The sequence below is a fragment of the Microcoleus sp. S28C3 genome (assembly GCF_036700785.1).
Classification (GTDB): domain Bacteria; phylum Cyanobacteriota; class Cyanobacteriia; order Cyanobacteriales; family Microcoleaceae; genus Microcoleus; species Microcoleus asticus.
This window is the reverse complement of sequence record NZ_JAUBPO010000013.1, coordinates 37759-55392: the sequence shown is the minus strand read 5'-3', so window position 1 is coordinate 55392 and position 17634 is coordinate 37759. Positions and strand designations below refer to the sequence as shown.

General features: G+C 49.9%; 14 protein-coding genes. 7 read left to right on the top strand and 7 right to left on the bottom strand.

The window, feature by feature from the left end; all coding sequences use genetic code 11:
• Positions 1–270: 270 nt before the first annotated feature.
• Both QUA13_RS06190 and QUA13_RS06185 read right to left on the bottom strand, forming a co-directional pair.
• Positions 271–3627 (bottom strand): Ig-like domain-containing protein, encoded by a 3357-nt coding sequence (locus QUA13_RS06190; protein WP_333197440.1) that lies wholly within the window; start codon positions 3625–3627, stop codon positions 271–273.
• Between the two features lie 384 nt (positions 3628–4011).
• Positions 4012–6222, bottom strand: coding sequence for a recombinase family protein (locus tag QUA13_RS06185; protein WP_333197438.1), 2211 nt, complete (start codon positions 6220–6222; stop codon positions 4012–4014).
• Between the two features lie 52 nt (positions 6223–6274).
• Here QUA13_RS06185 and QUA13_RS06180 point away from each other — a divergent pair, with 52 nt between their 5' ends.
• Positions 6275–7636 carry a proton extrusion protein PcxA gene (locus tag QUA13_RS06180; RefSeq protein WP_333197436.1) on the top strand — a complete coding sequence of 454 codons (1362 nt, stop codon included), beginning with the start codon at positions 6275–6277 and terminating at the stop codon, positions 7634–7636.
• A gap of 413 nt (positions 7637–8049) precedes the next feature.
• Here the strand turns inward: QUA13_RS06180 and rodA are convergent, their stop codons facing one another.
• The 3 genes from rodA to QUA13_RS06165 all read right to left on the bottom strand — a co-directional run bounded on the left by rodA (position 8050) and on the right by QUA13_RS06165 (position 12468).
• Positions 8050–9309 (bottom strand): rod shape-determining protein RodA, encoded by a 1260-nt coding sequence (gene rodA / locus QUA13_RS06175; RefSeq protein WP_333189796.1) that lies wholly within the window; start codon positions 9307–9309, stop codon positions 8050–8052.
• A gap of 338 nt (positions 9310–9647) precedes the next feature.
• On the bottom strand, positions 9648–9995 hold the full coding sequence (locus QUA13_RS06170; RefSeq protein ID WP_333197434.1) for a VOC family protein: 348 nt from the start codon (positions 9993–9995) through the stop codon (positions 9648–9650).
• A gap of 76 nt (positions 9996–10071) precedes the next feature.
• Positions 10072–12468 (bottom strand): tetratricopeptide repeat protein, encoded by a 2397-nt coding sequence (locus QUA13_RS06165; RefSeq protein ID WP_333197432.1) that lies wholly within the window; start codon positions 12466–12468, stop codon positions 10072–10074.
• 214 nt (positions 12469–12682) lie between these two features.
• On the opposite strand from QUA13_RS06165, the gene QUA13_RS06160 reads away from it, so the two are divergent.
• The 3 genes from QUA13_RS06160 (at position 12683) to QUA13_RS06150 (ending at position 13369) form a co-directional block, all read left to right on the top strand.
• On the top strand, positions 12683–12889 hold the full coding sequence (locus QUA13_RS06160; RefSeq protein WP_172185369.1) for an NfeD family protein: 207 nt from the start codon (positions 12683–12685) through the stop codon (positions 12887–12889).
• Positions 12890–12918: 29 nt separating this feature from the next.
• Entirely contained in the window at positions 12919–13107 is a 189-nt protein-coding gene (locus QUA13_RS06155) for an NfeD family protein (protein WP_172185367.1), read from the top strand.
• 76 nt (positions 13108–13183) lie between these two features.
• Positions 13184–13369 (top strand): NfeD family protein, encoded by a 186-nt coding sequence (locus QUA13_RS06150; protein WP_246276605.1) that lies wholly within the window; start codon positions 13184–13186, stop codon positions 13367–13369.
• A gap of 92 nt (positions 13370–13461) precedes the next feature.
• Here QUA13_RS06150 and QUA13_RS06145 read toward each other — a convergent pair whose 3' ends face one another.
• Together QUA13_RS06145 and QUA13_RS06140 are read right to left on the bottom strand one after the other, a co-directional pair.
• The gene (locus tag QUA13_RS06145) at positions 13462–13992 is read right to left on the bottom strand and encodes a hypothetical protein (protein WP_333197429.1); all 531 of its coding nucleotides are present in this window, start codon (positions 13990–13992) and stop codon (positions 13462–13464) included.
• Positions 13989–14198 carry a hypothetical protein gene (locus tag QUA13_RS06140; protein WP_333197427.1) on the bottom strand — a complete coding sequence of 70 codons (210 nt, stop codon included), beginning with the start codon at positions 14196–14198 and terminating at the stop codon, positions 13989–13991. The genes QUA13_RS06145 and QUA13_RS06140 overlap by 4 nt, the downstream gene beginning before the upstream one ends.
• A gap of 122 nt (positions 14199–14320) precedes the next feature.
• Here QUA13_RS06140 and QUA13_RS06135 point away from each other — a divergent pair, with 122 nt between their 5' ends.
• From QUA13_RS06135 to QUA13_RS06125, 3 genes are all read left to right on the top strand, one after another.
• Positions 14321–15484: a GuaB3 family IMP dehydrogenase-related protein gene (locus QUA13_RS06135; protein ID WP_172185365.1), complete on the top strand. Its 1164-nt coding sequence runs from the start codon at positions 14321–14323 to the stop codon at positions 15482–15484.
• Positions 15485–15965: 481 nt separating this feature from the next.
• Positions 15966–16289, top strand: a complete 324-nt coding sequence (gene trxA / locus QUA13_RS06130) for a thioredoxin (protein WP_006631199.1) — start codon at positions 15966–15968, stop codon at positions 16287–16289.
• Positions 16290–16481: 192 nt separating this feature from the next.
• Positions 16482–17549, top strand: coding sequence for an LOG family protein (locus tag QUA13_RS06125; RefSeq protein ID WP_333197423.1), 1068 nt, complete (start codon positions 16482–16484; stop codon positions 17547–17549).
• Positions 17550–17634: the final 85 nt, after the last annotated feature.

The following is a 17634-nucleotide window of genomic DNA, read 5'->3' as shown; positions in this document are numbered from 1 at the left end:
GTTGTCGTTGTCCCCGTGTCCGTTGTAGTTGTCGTTGTCCCCGTGTCCGTTGTAGTTGTCGTTGTCCCCGTGTCCGTTGTAGTTGTCGTTGTCCCCGTGTCCGTCATCATCACGTCCGTCCCCGTCATCGGGTCTGGTAGCGTGCCGATGATATCCGAAATCTCCCCGTTCTCATCCACTAACACGAACGGTGGCCCCTCTTGGAGAAAAAAAGCTACTGGTACTGCACTTGGCATTGTTCCGACTCCTTGCGACGCTACTCAAAAACTACTAAATAAACTTAAAGTCAGATGCAGTAATGACGGTGCTGAGCGCTCCCGGCACTGTAGGAATAGAATTCAAAACTCCCAAATCGAAAGCTGGGAGACTGTCATCTGCCACATTCGGGTCGAAGCCGAGAACGTACTTGTTAAAAGTATTGTTCAGGTACACGAAGAAAGCTCCCGTCTTGCTCGAACCGTTTTGATTTTTCAACACAGCATTTACTGCTTGAGCGTTATCAAATTTAGATTCAAACAAAATGACTGATTGCTTGCTGATGTTGTCGCCGCTAGACCCGATATTCCTGACGATAAAACTGGTGAAATCGAGAGTAGTTCCTGAGTTGGTTAAACCTGCGAAATTTGACGACCTGAACAAAAACCTGTCGGTCTCGCTGCCGTTAGCGTTAAAGTCAGCAATCACGTCCACGCCTTCGCTGGGAGTTTCGTAGTAGAAGAAATCATTGCCAGCATCGCCCGTGAGCAAGTCTGAACCGGCACCGCCACCCAAAATGTCATTGCCTGCACCGCCGGAAAGCGAGTCGTTGTCATCGCCGCCCAATACCAAGTCATTGCCGAAGGCGCCGCTGAGACAGTCGCTGCCTGCACCGCCGTCGAGAGTGTCGTCGCCCGCTTGGCCGTCGAGGGAGTCGGTGCCGGCCTCGCCCAACACGTAGTCATTGCCCGAACCTCCGAGTCCCGTGTCGTTGCCTCCTCCACCCAAAATCGTGTCATCGTTGTCGCCGCCGGATATGGAATCGTTATTGAGACCGCCGTCGAGCAAGTTTCTGCCCAGTCCGCCGTCGAGGATATCGTCGCCTGCACCGCCGTCGAGGGAGTCGTCGCCTATGCCACCAAGTAAGGTGTCGGTGCCGAGTCCTCCAAGTATCGAGTCGTCAGCGGATTCTCCCAATATCGAGTCATTGCCTGTTCCGCCGTCAATGGTGTCGTTGTTTTCACCGCCCAAGAGGTTGTCATTGTCATTGCCGCCGAACATCAGGTCGTTGCCCAGTCCGCCGATCAGCGAGTCTATGCCGTCTTGGCCGTCGAGGGTGTCGTTGCCGAGTCCGCCGTCGAGGGAGTCGTTGCCGATCGCACCCACCACCGAGTCGTTTCCTGCTTCACCGAATTCGAGATCGTTGGCGCCACTGCCGTCGATGATGTCGTTGCCGTCGCCCCCAGATAGGGTATCGTCGCCGGCCCCGCCGAGGATGAAGTCGCTGAGGTTGCTGCCTGTAAATGTGCTTGCCGGGAGTGCGCTGCGATCGACAATATTATCTACCACGGTGATGCTGAAGGATGCCGGCCCGATAGTTGCAGACCCGTCGGAGGCTGTAAACGTGAAACTGTCGCTGCCACCTGTCGCCAGGAGGTTGTATTTGACAATGTTGTTGTTGATATCGTCTTGCGTGAATTTGCCGCCGACGTTGAGAAAGGTGGTGCCCCTTTGGACAAAACCTCTGGTAGCGTCGGGGGCTTTGGTAATCGTGTAAAAGATTTCCGACGGCGTGTTGTCGGGATCGGTGACTAACAAATCCGCAGCGGTGATTGTCTGGGTAGGAGAACTTTTGGCAACCACCACACCGTCGTTAATTACTAGCTGCGGCGGGCTGCTGACGCGGATGGTTGCTACCGCTTGACTTGTGCCGCCGTTACCGTCTGAGATCGAGTAGCTGAAGCTGTCAGTACCCGAGAAGCCCGGATTCGGGGTGTATTTGAATACGCCGCCGCCCACGGGAACCAGGCTCCCCTTGCCTGCTGGAGTAAAAGTCGTGACAGTAAGAAAGTTCTTGTCCGCGTCAGTGTCGTTCAACAGAACGTTGAGACTGAGTTCTTGACCCGCAACCGTGGTGAAGTTGTCGTTAACTGCTCTTGGAGGCTGGTTAAGGATGGGCGTCGGCGTCGGCGTCGGGAACGTTGGCGTCGGCGTCGGACTTGCTGTCGGTGTCGGGAACGTTGGCGTCGGACTTGCTGTCGGCGTCGGGAACGTCGGCGGCGGGCCGTCTGTCGGCGTCGGTGTCGGACTTGCTGTCGGCGTCGGTGTCGGACTTGCTGTCGGCGTCGGCGTCGGACTTGCTGTCGGCGTCGGCGTCGGACTTGCTGTCGGCGTCGGCGTCGGACTGTCTGTTGGCGTCGGCAGGGGAAGCGGAGTTGCGCTGCCTGGAACTGTCGGGGCAATTACAAATGAGCTTCGCCCTAGGGTTCTACTGTCTACTCCGGGCAATACTGCTAAGAAGTCGCCGCTGACGCCGTTGCGAATAATCGTACTGCCGGCTTTGGTCTCGGTGCTTTGGAAGATTACCAAATCTTCAAACTTGAGGTCGCCACTTAACCCGATCGCATCTTCGCCTTGGCGAAAGTCTGTGAAAATGTCGGCATCGGCGAGATCTGGGCCGCCTGTGGTGAGAAATGCCGGGTTAGTGCCGTTGCTGCTGCCACTGGGGGAACTGAAGGCACCGATGACGAAGACATCTCTGCCTTCGCCTCCTGCCACTACGTCTTTGCCTGCTTCGCCCCAAATAACGTCGTTGCCCGCACCGCCGTCCACGATGTCGTCGCCGTCGCCGCCGAATACGATGTCGTCCCCGTCGCCGCTAAAAAATGTGTCCCCGCCGGCGTTTCCGTAGAGCCAGTCGCCTCCTTCGTTGCCAAATAGCAAGTCCTCGCCGTCGCCGCCGAAGAGCGAGTCGTTACCTTGGTCGCCCCAAACGATGTCGTCGCCTCGATCGCCCAAAAAGCTATCGTCGCCAGCACCGCCGCGCAAGCTGTCGCTGCCTTTGCCGCCGTAAGCCGTGTCTCTGCCTTCGCCTCCGATTACCGTGTCGTTGCCGTCATTGCCGTACAGCAGGTCAGGGTTATTTCCCCCGTCGAGGGAGTCGTTGCCTTTGCCTCCGTACATGGTATCGAGTCCTGAACCGCCGTCTAGAACGTCGTTGCCAGTCGCGCCGAACAGCACGTCGTCATCATCTGCCCCGAATATTAAATCGTCGCCGTCGGCTCCTTGCAGGTTGTCGTTGCCTTGCAGCCCGGAAATCACGTCGGGGCCGGGACTGCCAACTAAGGAGTCGTTGGTTTCTCCGCCGCGGAGCACGCCGCCGATCGTTGAGGGTAGGGTACCTGTGCCTCCGCCCAATGTGTCGTCTATGCCGCCAAATGTGTCGTCCCCGGAGGGAGTTGGTGTTGGAGTCGGAGTTGGTGTTGGAGTCGGAGTCGGAGTCGGAGTTGGCGTCGGAGTCGGCTCTGGCGCCGGAGTTGGCTCTGTGACCGGAGTTGGCCCGATCGTTTCGTCACCCCCGAGGTTGAATATCGGCTCACCTTCGAGAAATCCTACTGGTTGGAGAAATCCTTCTGGTACTGCAGCTGGCATTATTTTGGCTCCTTTAAACGACGATCCCGATTAACTTTAAGAACTGATTGATTAGTATCAGTTTGTTGCCACAAATCTGGCTTAAAATTGATTAATAATCCCGATCATTTCTAGCATACTAAATCAAAACTGCAACGGCTACAGATATTTTTTAAGCCGGGCATCTTTTGAGCTCAAAATATTAATGATTGCACGTTTTGATCTCTATTTTGGGTATACTTTAATATCGCCGCATTTTGAGCGAAGGTAGAAGTCGGGCGTCGAGTCAGCCCGGGCTATTTATCCAGAAGGGGAAAAATAAAAACCTTTGCATTAATATTTTTTTCTTTCCTCCTGCCGAATACCGAATACATATGTGCCTCTTGCCTTCTGAAGCCGAATGCCTTAAGCTGACTGCTGACAAGAAACTGAGCTGTGAATGAGGGGCAGAAGTGGCCCGGTTTGCTCTTGTCCATTGACGGCTAGTTCGCTGTGGCAAAGGTAAAGCAGGGAACAGCGACTTAACAAATCTAGCAGAATTCGCCGCAGTCGCTGTTGGTCGGCAGCCGTTTCCTCTTCGGTTTGCCACGGATGCCCCTGTTGCGATCGCAAAAATAAGGGAGCACCAAACAATGTCGCCGCACCCCCACTCAGCCACAGGGGCGAGCCGGCATCCAGCCAAAAGTGCCATTTGTGGGCGCGGCGGCTGCTGCGGTACTGGAAGATGTTGGCGAGGGTGACGGCTTGCGCTTCTGGGCCTTCTGAACGCACTGGAAATGGGTTGGCGGTGACGGTTCCTTGGCGCAACAATTGGATGAAGCGGGCGATCGTTTCTGAGTCGCCAGCGTTTGTTGGTTCTACACGCTGCAGACGCCCCTGTATTTCCCAGTAGTGGCCGGCGGTTTCCATTAACTCGCGCAGGGCTGCTAGCCGATCGTAAGGGAGGTATCTGTCGTTCATGAGAAATTTCTGGATCGCTCGATCGAGCAGGGCAATTGGACTCGGCAACAGCCGCTCCTGCTGTTGCGACCGCTGTTGTTCGATCCACTCCACAATCTGCTCGTAGGCAAGAGCGGCTCGGTGTCCCAGTCTGTCCCACCGGGGAAAGGCTGTAATTGCCAGCAATTGAGGTCGCTCGATATTTGGGCAAAAACAGTGATCGGCGATTAAACCTGCTCTCACTTGGTCGATCGATTTTTGATTTGGGATTTGAGATTTTAGATTGAACGTGGGGTTGGAATCTTCTGTTTCCAATGAACGGTGTTTCTGGCTGCCCAACACTACCAGCATTTCGGCTGCGCCGTCTCGATCGACTAAACGGCCGAGTCCCGGATAAACTAACGCTAACAAAGTGAGCAAAGCTCGAATCTCTGGCGTACTCGATAGGGGACGCTGATCGTTGAGGGAGGTGGCCGCGATCCGATCTCGGGCGAGAATTTCCGTTAAACTGTAACGCGCGATCGCATCCATCCCGGGAGCAATTACAGCGATTTCCTGCGGTTCCACGGCTTTTGACTTCACCGCATCCACGATAATTTCGGCGGTTTCTCGCAGCAATTGAGCCCGGGAAGTGGTTTGGAGCGATCGAACCGATCCGGGCAAACTCAAGCCTAAAGGATAAAAACCCTCAGAATTAACTGCTAAACTTACCGCTACATCCCCAATCTCTGGGGCTAAACCGGCTTTTGCGTCCAAATTTTCCACGCTTTGACAGCGGTTTTCGAGTCGGGCTAGGTATTCCGTGTCAGCCCCCAAGCCCAAACGCACTCCTCCATCCCGATTGTAGGAGAACGCCCCCGCCGCACCTTGGTCGAGCATTCGATCGAACAAATGGCCGCTAATCGCCGGATAATCGTCAACATCGTCTGCTATTACAGCTTGGTATCTAGAAGCCAAATGCTGCTGGTAAGTGGCATCCGGCAACAAATAGCGCCAGTAGAGTTCGCAAACAATCCCGTAAGTCAGCAGCCCCCGCGTCAAGCACCATTCCCGCCACCTTTCCAGCAACTCTCCCATGCTAGTCCACAGGTTGTTCGAGCCGCCGTCACCAGCAAATCCCTGTTCCAGAATGCTGGGAATCTCTTCTCTCGGCGTACCGCTGACAGCAGCAAGTTGTAATAAGTCTAGTGTTCGACGCACCATTCGGTTTGGGCTTACCCCTGTTTGTTGCAAAATGCCTTCGTCTAGTTCGCGACGCCAGAGTCTGGCGGCAAGTTCCAGTTCTGTTTCAGGTTGCAGCCGCAGGGGAAATTGAGCCCTCAAATCCAGCGACTGAACTAGCAGGGGCCAAAATAGCAATACCTCCTGCTCAAAAAACCCGAAGGGCGTTGTCGAGTGAAAGGTATATTTTCCTTGGGTAGCGACGGCGATGCGATCGGCCAATTCTAGCCGGTTGTCTCCGTTAGCTGCTAAGACTAAAATTGCTGGGGCAGTTTGTCCGGCCCGCCGGCGCCCGGAACGCCACCGGTCTGAAACTTTGGGTGGCACAGGCTTGACAGTTTGGCTCCAAATGCAGAACTGCTCGACTAAACGAGCGGTTTTGCCACTGCGGGCGGCTCCGACAATCCAAATTGAATCCGAGGCTTCGGTTCCGAGTTTATGTAAATTTGTTACCATACCGTGAATACTTTAATCACTAATGTCTACAGCCAACTAACCAGCTTTAGCTATGAATACTTCTCCCTGGAACAGGATTGTAAAATATCTCTACAGCGCTCACCAATGGTATCGAGAAACGCCTGACAGGGCCTTAGAACAGGCTTATGATGCTGCGTTAGCAATTAAGGCGATCGAAGACGAGCATTTTGGCGGCCAAAGAATCTCCCCTCGATCGGGAGATTACGGACACAGCACCCTGTCTTACTTTAAATCCGAACTGCAAAAATACCTCAAGGTCATCCAAACCCGAATGGTTGAGTTTAATGCTAGCCGTTCTTTTTTGGAACTGCCGGAGCGAGTTGGGGCAAAACCGAAGGCGGGGCAAAGCGCGGATCACGATCGGCACGGATTACATCTCGACAATAAAGATCGAGCCTCCCTTCTATTTGAGAAGCTAGAATTTATTGATGGAGTCATCGACAAGTACATTAATAATAGTAAATCAACTGCAATTGTCCCGGTTGCCACTTCAGTAAATCAGCAGGTGAACTCTACAAATAGCAGATCTAAACCTGACGCCAATAAAGGTTCAGCTAATTCAGTTCAAATTCACGATGGCGAGGTTGATACTAACTTTGAAGAGGTCAATCTATTGCCTCGCTCGCTTTTGGGAACTTTGAATCGAATTACTAAAGAGTTAGACCCGGAATCGGAAAAAGAAGTAGTTAAAAATTTCCGCAATTCCAAAGTAAAAACAGTCATATCTCTGAGATTTATTTTGCTTTTGATTTTAGTTCCGCTGTTGACAAATCAAATTTCCAAAAACTTTATAGTCGGGCCCGTAGTTGACCATTTTAGATCCCAGCAAAATGCACCAATATTCCTCAATGTTAACCTGGAAGAAGAAGCCTTGCAAGAACTAGAGAGATTTGAGCAGCACCTCAAATTTCAAAGGTTAATAGGCTTGGCTCCGTCGCTTTCTTTAGAAGAAACGGAAAATAAGATTGCCGATAAAGCTATTGAACTAGCGGAGGAATACCGCTCTGAAAGTGGTGGAGCTATTAAAAATATTTTTGCCGATTTGATTTCCTGCATAGCCTTTGCCGCGATTATCGTCACTAACAAGAAAGAGATTGAGATTTTAAAATCTTTCATGGATGATGTGATTTACGGCCTCAGCGACAGTGCTAAAGCTTTCGTAATTATTTTGTTTACGGATGTGTTTGTCGGATTCCACTCGCCTCACGGCTGGGAAGTAGTTCTCGAAGGTGTATCGAGGCATTTGGGGCTGCCAGAAAATAGGCAGTTCATATTTTTGTTCATTGCGACATTTCCAGTTATCTTGGATACGGTATTTAAGTATTGGATATTCCGCTATTTAAACCGGAGTTCGCCTTCTGCCGTTGCTACATACAAGAATATGAACGAATAATATCAAATACGGTAACATCGGAATTATACCCTGCTTTGCTGTGCGTCCCGCTTGGCTGGGCCATCTCAATAGCCAGTGGGAAGGTTGCACTGCTGCACTCCTAAAATTCTTATTTAGGTACGAAAAGAAACGATATAATCTGCTCATATCTAGTCGCATAAAATAAGCGTTATCACGTGTGTAGTGAGGACTAAATTTCTCATGAAATATTGAGAAATTTAGTCCTCACTACAGAGGTATTAGGGCTATTTGAAAGGGCTATAATTGCTAATTCCTAATTAGCAATTATAGCCCTAGACGCAAGAACTGGTTTGACGGGCAAATTATAACGGTAAGGCGCTCTTGTGCGCTGCGCCCTAAACATAGAGGTTCTGCGTAAGTCCTGCAATTAGCAATTACCAATTACGAATGACCTAATTCCAACGCTTCTTGCGCTGTCGCTGGTTCGCCACCGACTCCACCAGTCCCAGCCCGAGAAAATTACTCAGCAGCGACGCATTCCCGTAACTCAGGAAAGGCAGCGGAATGCCCGTAACCGGAGCCAAGCCAATGTTCATCCCAATATTTACGAACACTTGAAAAATCAACATTGACAGTACGCCGATCGCCAGCAAAGAACCAAAATTATCGTTAGCAGTTTGAGCGATCGTCACCAACCGGAAACAAATTATCCAAAACACCACCAGTACGCAAATGCAGCCAATAAAGCCCAATTCTTCGCCAATAGCTGAAAAGATAAAGTCTGTATGCTGTTCGGGAATAAAGTTAAGCTGAGTTTGCGTTCCGTGAAACAAACCCCTGCCTTTGAGTTCCCCAGCCCCAATAGCAATTCGAGATTGAATCAAGTGGTATCCGCTGCCTAAAGGGTCTTTCTCGGGGTTTAAAAACCCTGTCAGACGCATTTTTTGATAATCCTTGAGCACATTCCAAAAAAGATGTCCGACGTGTCCCGAAACAACGTTCACCAGCACAGCACCGAAAGTCCCCAACCAGGGCCAAGGTAGCGATCGCCAAGCGATAATACCCGCAACAACTACCCAGGCTATCCAAATCGGTGTAGACAGGTTATTGAGAAGAACTGAGATTAGAGGAGAGAATAGCAATATTAGCCAGCCGGGATTGACATTACCCCAGTAAAACATCCCCATTGTGATCGCGCCGAACACCAAGGAAGTACCTAAATTTGGTTCGGCAAATATCAATCCCCAGGGTACAGCCATAATCGCCAGCATCCTCAACATATTAGCCACCGTGGGGACAGTCTTGTCGTGCAGGAGAGCTGCTAAAGTGACAATCATCCCTACTTTGGCAAATTCTGACGGTTGCAGGTAAAAGCCGCCGATGTTGATCCACCGCTGGGCACCGAGCCCTGTAGTACCGATAAACCGCACTGCGATCAGCGACAAATTAATTAATATGTAAATCGGCCATTTCCACTCAAGCAGTACTTGGTAGCGGCAGCGGGAAATGATGATGGCAAGGAACAAACCGACTGCCCCAGTTACCCAGTGCCGCCACCAGTCGATCAGCCCCTGGTTGATTTCGACGCTGCGGATCATGATTCCCCCGAAGATGGTGAGGCCGATGCAAGCGGCAAACAGCCAAGGGTCTGCTTCTTCCCAGGGTTTGAAGATGAATTTCCAGCGGTTTCTGACTTGTATTCTCTGCAACATGAGGATTTTAGATTTTAGATTTTAGATTTTAGATTATCGAGCGGATTTTCGGAAGTTCTGGATATAGTTCGGATTCAGAGCCTGCACCTTACTGTAGGAGCGTCGGTGTGAGTATCTCACATTATTCGGGCAGTTCTACGAAGGTTCCGGGCCCTCAGCAACGGGCTAGGAGTGCGCGGGCACAACAATCTCCTAGGGTGCGCACTGAGCACCAATCTCCATCTAGGGTGCACTGTGCGCACATTACCCGAATTTGGAACGAAAAATCCAGGTTTGAGGTGACAGCGGGCGGTTCCCCATTACGGAATAGCCCGATCGATCCGCAAGTCCGAGAATCGTCAAGCCGGTTCGTAAAGGTATTCAAAACCGTTACCGTCAGGGTCTCTGCCGTAAAAAGATGCTGTACCGTCGCGGTGTTCGTGAATGTGGGTGACTGAAACACCATCGGCTTTGAGTTGTTGGTAGGCGGATTCCATTTCGGTACGATCGTCAAATACAAACCCAAAATGCGGCCCTGCTTGGTCGTAAGTCGGACTCAACAGCGCCAATCCGTCCTCTCCTGCTTTCAAATAAGCCCAGTCTGCATCTTTCCAGACTAACTCCATGCCCAAGTTTAGATAGAACTCAGCGGACTTCTCTATATCTTGCACGCAGACGGCTACGTGTCCCAATCGTTTTAGTTTCATGTCAACAAAATTTATGGTTGTTCTTTCGTTTATTGTATCTATTTTCTGATTTGTTGCTAGATTAATTAGGTATTTTTTATATTTTTTTTGTTGCGGCTAACTGTACTTTTTCTACTTGTTTGCTAGCGTCCATTTCGCTGAAAAGTTGAATGGCGCGGTCAAAATTTTCTTGGGTTTTCTCGATGTTACCAAGTTTTTGTTCTGTCAGTGCTAGTTGATAGCAAGCTTCGGCTCGGTCTAATTTAGCGCTGGCTCGATCGAGTATTTCTATTGCTTCTGCATGGTGCTGCAGGGCTTGGTCAAATTCTCCCCGTTCTCGGTACAGCGCGGCTGTACCGCTGAGAGCTTTGGCTTTGATGGTGCTGTACTGGTTTTGGTCGGCGGTCGCGATCGCTTGGCGGTACAAGCTCAAAGCTTTCTTTGTGTCTCCCAGGTTTTGATAGGTGGCGGCAAGAAAAACTAATTTGTATCCCGTACCCACCAACTGACTCTCTTCCCGATCTGTATAAAGTTTTTCGGCGAGCTCTTCCGCCTCTTTTTTGGCTCCGACACAGGAGTTGAGGAAAGCTAAGCCGACATCGATCGAATAGCTGTTAATCCCAATTTCGTCCCGCGAAGTTTTCAGCTTGACAAATATCTCCATAGCTGATTCCAATTCCCGCATTTCTATTTGACAAAAACCTATATTAATTGCAGCGTTAACTTTCCAGAATTCCAGATTAGCTTGTTTGCCGTTTTCCGGTTCGCTACTTTTCGCTATAATTTGCAAAGATTTAGTTGCTTTTATTTCCGATATTTGGTGGCATTCTATGGCTTGATTGATCTCCCCTAAGATCCGGTAACAAACGCCTAAAATACTGTAAAGACCGCTCAAATAATAATCAGAAGTTACATTGTTGACGATGCGAGTAGTTGCTGAAATTATTGGCTGCAAGAAACCTAATGTGTAGAGTGCTCGACCGAGCTTGTAATCTTTGGCAAACTGGATATTGATTTTTTTGAGGATGACGCTCGCGGCCTGCTCGAAACAGCTAATTGCCACATAATGATAGTAAGCTTCAAAAGCTTTCAACGCATCTTCTACAGTCTCAATAATCTCTACGCTCTCGGTCCAGAACTCGGCTGCTTTGCGGTTGGCAGTCTCCCAGTCTCCGGGCGAGAGCCGATCGACCGCTTCTTCCCGAATGGCTGGATGCAGCCAGTATTCGCCCTTCTGAGACTCGACTAGCGATCGGTGCAACAGCGATTTAATGATTTGTCGGCGTCCGGCTTCGGGCAGGTCCCACAGCAAACACAAAAGCCCGTCAGTAGGGACTGTCGGCACGTCTTGATAGCGGTAACAGCCCAAGCGACAGAGGAGTTGATAGGCTTCCAAATCGAGTTCTTGCAGGCGGTTAAACTGACTGGTAACTAAATTTTTTAAGTCAGTTTCAACGAGCGGATGGTCGCTGTTTTCCAGCCAGTAAGCCGCCATATCTCCGTCAAAATCTTCTCGCATTGTGCCCCAAAGGATGCCCATTGCTTTGGCATTACCGCCGTAAACTTTGTGCATTTCCTTGAGGGCGACAGGATCTATCTTAATATTGCGATCGCTAAAAAATTGCTGCCAAACTTCCACCTCTAATCCCGGAAGCAGGTAGTGTTCGACGGTTACGTCTGAATCGCAAAGCCGATCGCGACTGGTAATCAGCGTTACCGACTGCACCTCCGCGTCAGCCAAAACTCGCAACAGTTCCACGTAAAGCCGGTGCGGTTCAATAAACTTACCTTGTCCGTCGAGTGCGGCTTCCAAATTATCAATCAATACGCCGACTTTGTGAGTCTGAAGCTGTCGCTTCAGCCGCCCCAGGGTGACGCCAAAGTCTGGCCCTGGTTCTTCCTGAAAGTCTTGCTTGAGCCATTCTTCGATCGCGCTTTCTAAGGCAGTGATGTTCTCTGTCTCTTTTGCCATCAACAGTTCAATTACCCGATCGAACCCTTGAGATTTGAGATACTGTCTGGCTAAAGTCGTTTTGCCCATACCGCCGGCGCTTTGGATGACAATCACTTTAGCTCCTTGGGCGACAAGAGTATTGAGATCTTCGATCGCCCCGAACCGGCCCAAAAAATTCGGGTTTTCCATATCCAACTCCGAATCAAGTCCGAGAGATACTTGGGCCGGAACAATTTGTCCCGACTGCGGTTCGAGTTTCGAGTAGCTGCGCCAATACCGCTCTACAACAGCTTGAAGGTTGTCTCTTTTAATTTTTTCGCCTTCTCCAAACAGCGCTGAAAGTCGCTTCCACAAATTAGAGGCAGCATCCTTAACAGTCCCTACTCCATACCCTTCACTATCTGCAACCTGTTGGTACGTCCTGCCTTGCACCCCTTGCCAAGCTGCGCGAAAGATAGCGCTGTCAAGGTTGTCGAGAGTTTTCAGGTTTCGAGCCACAAGTAACGAGTTTGTAAAATCCAGTGCACGATCGGCTTCCATTTAGTCACCAGGTTTAGCGTTACCTATCTGACACAACTTTAACAGACTTTTTCCGACTCGCTTACACCCTCAAACAGTGGACTTGTATAGACTTTTACCGACTGACACGGCCGAGGTTGGCAGGGGATACTGTTGAGTGTGGAGGGGAAGTTGACGGACAAGCTTCTAACTTACACACCGATCGAGTCGAGTTTATATTTAGGAGCAAGCAACTATGTCTATTAACGATCTTGAAACAGCGATCGTGGATGAAGAAATTCGACCTAATGAGCCCGGTCGCGTTCGTTTCCAAAACAGTTGGTGGCCGGCGAAGTGCGATCGAGACATGACTTTTGAACCCGGTGAGGTGGTTCGCGTCGTGGGAATTGACAATATTACTTTGATAGTTGCAGCGTCGTTTGTCATCAATTCTGAAAGTTAAGGCAAATCTACAATCGGGAGCAAGCAATCATGAATTTTGACAATTCCGAAAAAGCGATCGTGGATGAAGAAATTCGACCTCATGAGTGCGGTCGTGTTCGTTTCCAAAACAGTTGGTGGCCGGCGAAGTGCGATCGAGACCTGACTTTTGAACCCGGTGACGAGGTTCGCGTAGTCGGAATTGACAATATTACTTTAATAGTTGAAGCGTCGTTATAAATCAATGGTTTAGGGACTAGGACTATCAGTTTTTAGCATCTCAAAATTACGAAAAATTAGCAATTAGGAGCAAAAAATGATGACCGTCAGCTATTTAGAAAAAGCGATTGTAGAAGAAGAAATTCGGCCTAATAAATGCGGCCTCGTCCGCTTTCAAAGCAGTTGGTGGCCCGCTAAGTGCGATAGAAAAATAACTTTAAAACCGGGTGACTTGGTTCGCGTCGTGAGACTTGACAACATTACTCTGATAGTTGAAGCGTAGTTGGGAATTAAGGAGTTAGCGAGTCAAGCTATAAGTTTATCGCATCTCAAAGTTGTGGCAAACTTGGAATTAGTAGCCAAAAATCATGAGTGTCAGGCATTTGGAAAAAGCGATCGTAGAAGAAGAAATTCGGCCTGACAAATTCGGCTTCGTCGCATTCCACAGCAGTTGATGGTCCGCTCCGCTGCGATAAACGCATAACTTTTAAACCGGGGGAGCTGGTTTATGTGGAGGGAATTGACAAGATTACCTTGCTGCTGGAGGGTATGGCTTGAAATGTCGGAATTTGCGATCGCGCCGACAAACTGAGCTTTCTTTAAACCCTGTCGGTTTAAGTCAGCAGCAGTCAAAGCATCTCTAGTAAAAACCGCCAGACATTTCTCGGAGCAAAGCAACTGCCACAAGATTAAACCCAAATCGACTCGCCCCTGGTAATAACTAGAACGATCCGACAGAAAAATTATATCGGGGCGCGAGGTTGATGGACAGATCGCCCGATCGACAACAGCCCCAGTCGCCACCAAATCGCAGTGGCGGGAATGCGTCCAAACAGCCTGCAATTGCTCCCAAGTCAAAGCAATTAACCGGGTTCCAACACCTTTGGCGAAAAACAGGGGATTCATGTAAAAAACGCCACCTGACGGCATTTGACTGGTAGGCCCAATAATTCGCACACGGTCGATCGGCTGTAAGCAGCCCCGTCACTGACAACCGGCATCGCCGAAACATCAACATCCGCGCCAGATACTCTCAAAGCTTTGAGAATTTGACAGTTAATTGCATCTTCCCCGTGGCCGTTACTGAGGAAAAGCACCCCCTTCGATTTCATATAATTAGGATACAATCAGAATTAGTGCCGAGCTTTTTTTAAAGACAGCCGTGCGATAGCTACACTCGGGCCGGCTAACTTTTTGTTACTCTAATTTAAATACCTTGTGGAAGTGAAACAGCGTGAATATTGAAATTGGGCGGGGCAAAAGTGCTCGCCGAGCTTACGGCATAGATGAAATCGCGCTCGTACCAGGACAGCGCACCCTCGATCCGAGTTTGGCAGATACCAAGTGGCAGATTGGCGGGATCGATAGAGAAATCCCGATCATCGCCAGCGCAATGGATGGAGTAGTCGATGTCCGCATGGCGATTTTGCTGTCGGAATTGGGAGCAATGGGCGTGCTCAACCTAGAAGGGATTCAAACCCGCTATGCCGACCCCCAGCCAATATTAGAGCGCATCGCCAGTGTCGGGAACCACGAATTTGTTTCCCTGATGCAGCAACTCTATGCCGAACCCATCAAGCCAGAATTAATCGACCTGAGAATTAAAGAAATTAAAGCTGGAGGAGGGATTGCCGCCGTCAGCGGTACCCCCGCCGGTGCGAGCAAATACGGCCGGACGGTTGCTGAATCTGGAGCCGATATATTTTTTGTGCAAGCAACTGTAGTCTCAACAGCTTTCCTTTCCCCTGAAGAGATCTCATCTTTAGATTTGACTCAATTCTGTCAAGAGATGCCGATACCAGTAATTTTGGGCAACTGCGTGACCTACGAAGTCGCTCTGAATTTGATGAAAACTGGCGCTGCGGGCATTCTCGTGGGCATCGGGCCGGGGGCTGCTTGCACGTCTAGAGGCGTATTGGGTGTCGGCGTTCCCCAAGCCACAGCGGTAGCAGACTGCGCCGCCGCGCGGGACGACTACTATCGCGAAACAGGAAAATACGTGTCGGTGATTGCTGACGGCGGTTTAATTACCGGCGGCGATATCTGCAAGTGCATTGCCTGCGGCGCAGATGGAGTGATGATTGGTTCGCCCTTTGCCAGGGCCGCCGAAGCTCCCGGCCGCGGCTTTCACTGGGGGATGGCGACTCCCAGCCCGGTTTTGCCGCGCGGCACTCGCATTCGCGTCGGGACTACGGGTACTGTGGAGCAAATTTTGCGCGGGCCTGCGCTGCTAGATGACGGTACGCACAACTTGCTCGGAGCTCTGAAAACTAGCATGGGCACCTTGGGCGCTAAGGATATTAAGGAGATGCAGCAAGTGGAAGTGGTAATTGCTCCTTCTCTGCTGACTGAGGGTAAAGTCTATCAAAAAGCTCAGCAGTTGGGCATGGGTAAGTAGATTTACTGACCCAAGACCAGCGTACCTTGACAAAATTTGTTCAATAGTCTCGAAATTTACAGAATGTTGTGGAATTATCGAGAAGGAGATGTCACAATATAAGAAGCGGAGACGAATGTTTCCGTTCACTCCTCACACCACACTCCGCCCGGACTACTGTTCGGGCGGTTCCTTTTTTGCCGGAAATCTTCGCTCTTGCCTACTAGGTACAGAGCAGAGGCTCTTAGCTCCGGAGAGTGGGAGAGTGGGAGAGTGGGAAAGTGGGAAAGTGGGTAATAGGGGGAGAATTTTTCTGCTGAATGCCTTCTGCCTTGGGAAACATAAGTGCCTTTTGTTTTCAACCCTCCTCCTTTTGCCTTCGGAAGCCTAAGGCCTTCTTCATTCTTCTTCATAAGCTTTCTGTTAAAATCGTTGACGCAAGTGGTTACATTTTTTGCTAGACTTGTTATCCGAGAAATAGTATTTACAAGGATGGCTAGGGATGTCAGCAGCCGCGCAAGTAACCGACTCTACCTTTAAGCAGGAAGTGCTCGATAGCGAAGTTCCAGTTCTAGTGGATTTTTGGGCTCCCTGGTGCGGGCCCTGTCGGATGGTGGCACCCGTCGTAGACGAAATTGCCCAGCAATATGAAGGGCAGGTCAAGGTAGTAAAAGTTAATACCGACGAGAATCCTAACGTGGCGAGCCAATACGGTATCCGCAGCATTCCGACGCTGATGATATTTAAGGGCGGTCAACGGGTGGACATGGTCGTTGGGGCAGTTCCGAAAACTACTCTGGCAAACACTCTGGAAAAGTACATTTAACTCAACTGCGAGCGGTGCGCGTTGTTCTTTCTTTTTGGGCCGCGAAAGCTAACTCGCTTCAGAACCGGGGCAAAGCTACTGGAAAAGTTATTAGTTGCCAGCAAGGCAATTTGCTGGTGGCTATTGGCTTCTAAATTTGGCTTGCCCCTTAATTTTTATTAGCCACAAATTGTTACCGTTTCGGAAAAATTAATGATTCCTTCTGGGTCTGGTCAAGGTCTTGAGTCCCTCCAAGCTGAATTGATCGATTTGATCGATCGCTTCCCAATGTTGAAGCACTCAGAGTGGATCGAACGATCGCTCTCTACTATAGTGCAAATGGCCGGAGAGGAGATCGATCGCCTAGACTGGAAAATTATCTCGTCGTCTCTGCGAGATATGGAAAAGGCTTTTGAGATGTTTTATCCTTATCGCCACGTTCGCAAAATTGTGATTTTTGGTTCGGCGAGGGTGTCGCCGCAATCTGCGGAGTATTTGATGGCCAGAGACTTTGCGCGGGCTATCGCCCAGCAGGGGTTTATGGTGATTACTGGCGGCGGCGGGGGAATTATGCAGGCGGGGAACGAGGGGGCGACTGCTGAACGTTCTTTTGGGCTGAACATTCAGTTACCTTTCGAGCAGAGTTCTAATCCTTTCATTGCCGGCGATCCCAAATTGCTCAAATTTAAATATTTTTTCACTCGCAAGTTATTTTTTCTCCGGGAGAGCGATGCTTTGGCTCTGTTTCCCGGCGGTTTCGGCACTCTGGACGAGGCTTTTGAGTGTCTGACTTTGATTCAAACTGGCAAGTTCGGGCCGGCTCCTGTGGTATTGATCGATCGACCCGGAGGAGATTATTGGCACGATTGGAATTATTTTGTGCAAAAACAATTGCGGGGCCGGGGTTTGATTTCAGCCGACGATCGCAGCCTGTATACGATTACTGACGATGTAAATGTCGCTTGCGAGGCGATCGGTAGTTTTTATTTGGTTTATCACTCCTGCCGCTACGTGCGCGAAAAACTGGTAATTCGCTTGAAAACAGAGCTTTCTGAGGAAAATGTCGATCGGCTAAATGCTGATTTTAGCGATATTGTTGTCACCGGAAAAATTGAAAAAAGTCAAGCTTTGGAACCGGAAATAGGAGATGCAACTTTCGATCTGCCGCGCCTGACTTTGCATTTCAACCAGCGGGATTTGGGGCGACTTTATCAGCTAATTGCTGCTATAAATCAAATGGGTGCAGCTTCGCCGGAAGCGACGCATCCAGAAAAAAAGTAGTTATTAGTCATCAGTCCTCAGTAATTTTTGATATTGGTGAGATCGGAGAGAAGTTTTCAAACTTTTGTTTTGACAAAATCGATTA

Excerpts from the sequence above, each read along its gene's own strand:
- QUA13_RS06140 (WP_333197427.1), bottom strand. The coding sequence starts at position 14,198 with ATGAAATCGAAGGGGGTGCTTTTCCTCAGTAACGGCCACGGGGAAGAT.
- QUA13_RS06150 (WP_246276605.1), top strand. The coding sequence starts at position 13,184 with ATGATGACCGTCAGCTATTTAGAAAAAGCGATTGTAGAAGAAGAAATT.
- QUA13_RS06185 (WP_333197438.1), bottom strand. The coding sequence starts at position 6,222 with ATGGTAACAAATTTACATAAACTCGGAACCGAAGCCTCGGATTCAATT.
- QUA13_RS06170 (WP_333197434.1), bottom strand. The coding sequence starts at position 9,995 with ATGAAACTAAAACGATTGGGACACGTAGCCGTCTGCGTGCAAGATATA.
- QUA13_RS06190 (WP_333197440.1), bottom strand. The coding sequence starts at position 3,627 with ATGCCAGCTGCAGTACCAGAAGGATTTCTCCAACCAGTAGGATTTCTC.
- rodA (WP_333189796.1), bottom strand. The coding sequence starts at position 9,309 with ATGTTGCAGAGAATACAAGTCAGAAACCGCTGGAAATTCATCTTCAAA.
- QUA13_RS06180 (WP_333197436.1), top strand. The coding sequence starts at position 6,275 with ATGAATACTTCTCCCTGGAACAGGATTGTAAAATATCTCTACAGCGCT.
- QUA13_RS06165 (WP_333197432.1), bottom strand. The coding sequence starts at position 12,468 with ATGGAAGCCGATCGTGCACTGGATTTTACAAACTCGTTACTTGTGGCT.
- QUA13_RS06160 (WP_172185369.1), top strand. The coding sequence starts at position 12,683 with ATGTCTATTAACGATCTTGAAACAGCGATCGTGGATGAAGAAATTCGA.
- trxA (WP_006631199.1), top strand. The coding sequence starts at position 15,966 with ATGTCAGCAGCCGCGCAAGTAACCGACTCTACCTTTAAGCAGGAAGTG.
- QUA13_RS06145 (WP_333197429.1), bottom strand. The coding sequence starts at position 13,992 with ATGAATCCCCTGTTTTTCGCCAAAGGTGTTGGAACCCGGTTAATTGCT.
- QUA13_RS06155 (WP_172185367.1), top strand. The coding sequence starts at position 12,919 with ATGAATTTTGACAATTCCGAAAAAGCGATCGTGGATGAAGAAATTCGA.
- QUA13_RS06125 (WP_333197423.1), top strand. The coding sequence starts at position 16,482 with ATGATTCCTTCTGGGTCTGGTCAAGGTCTTGAGTCCCTCCAAGCTGAA.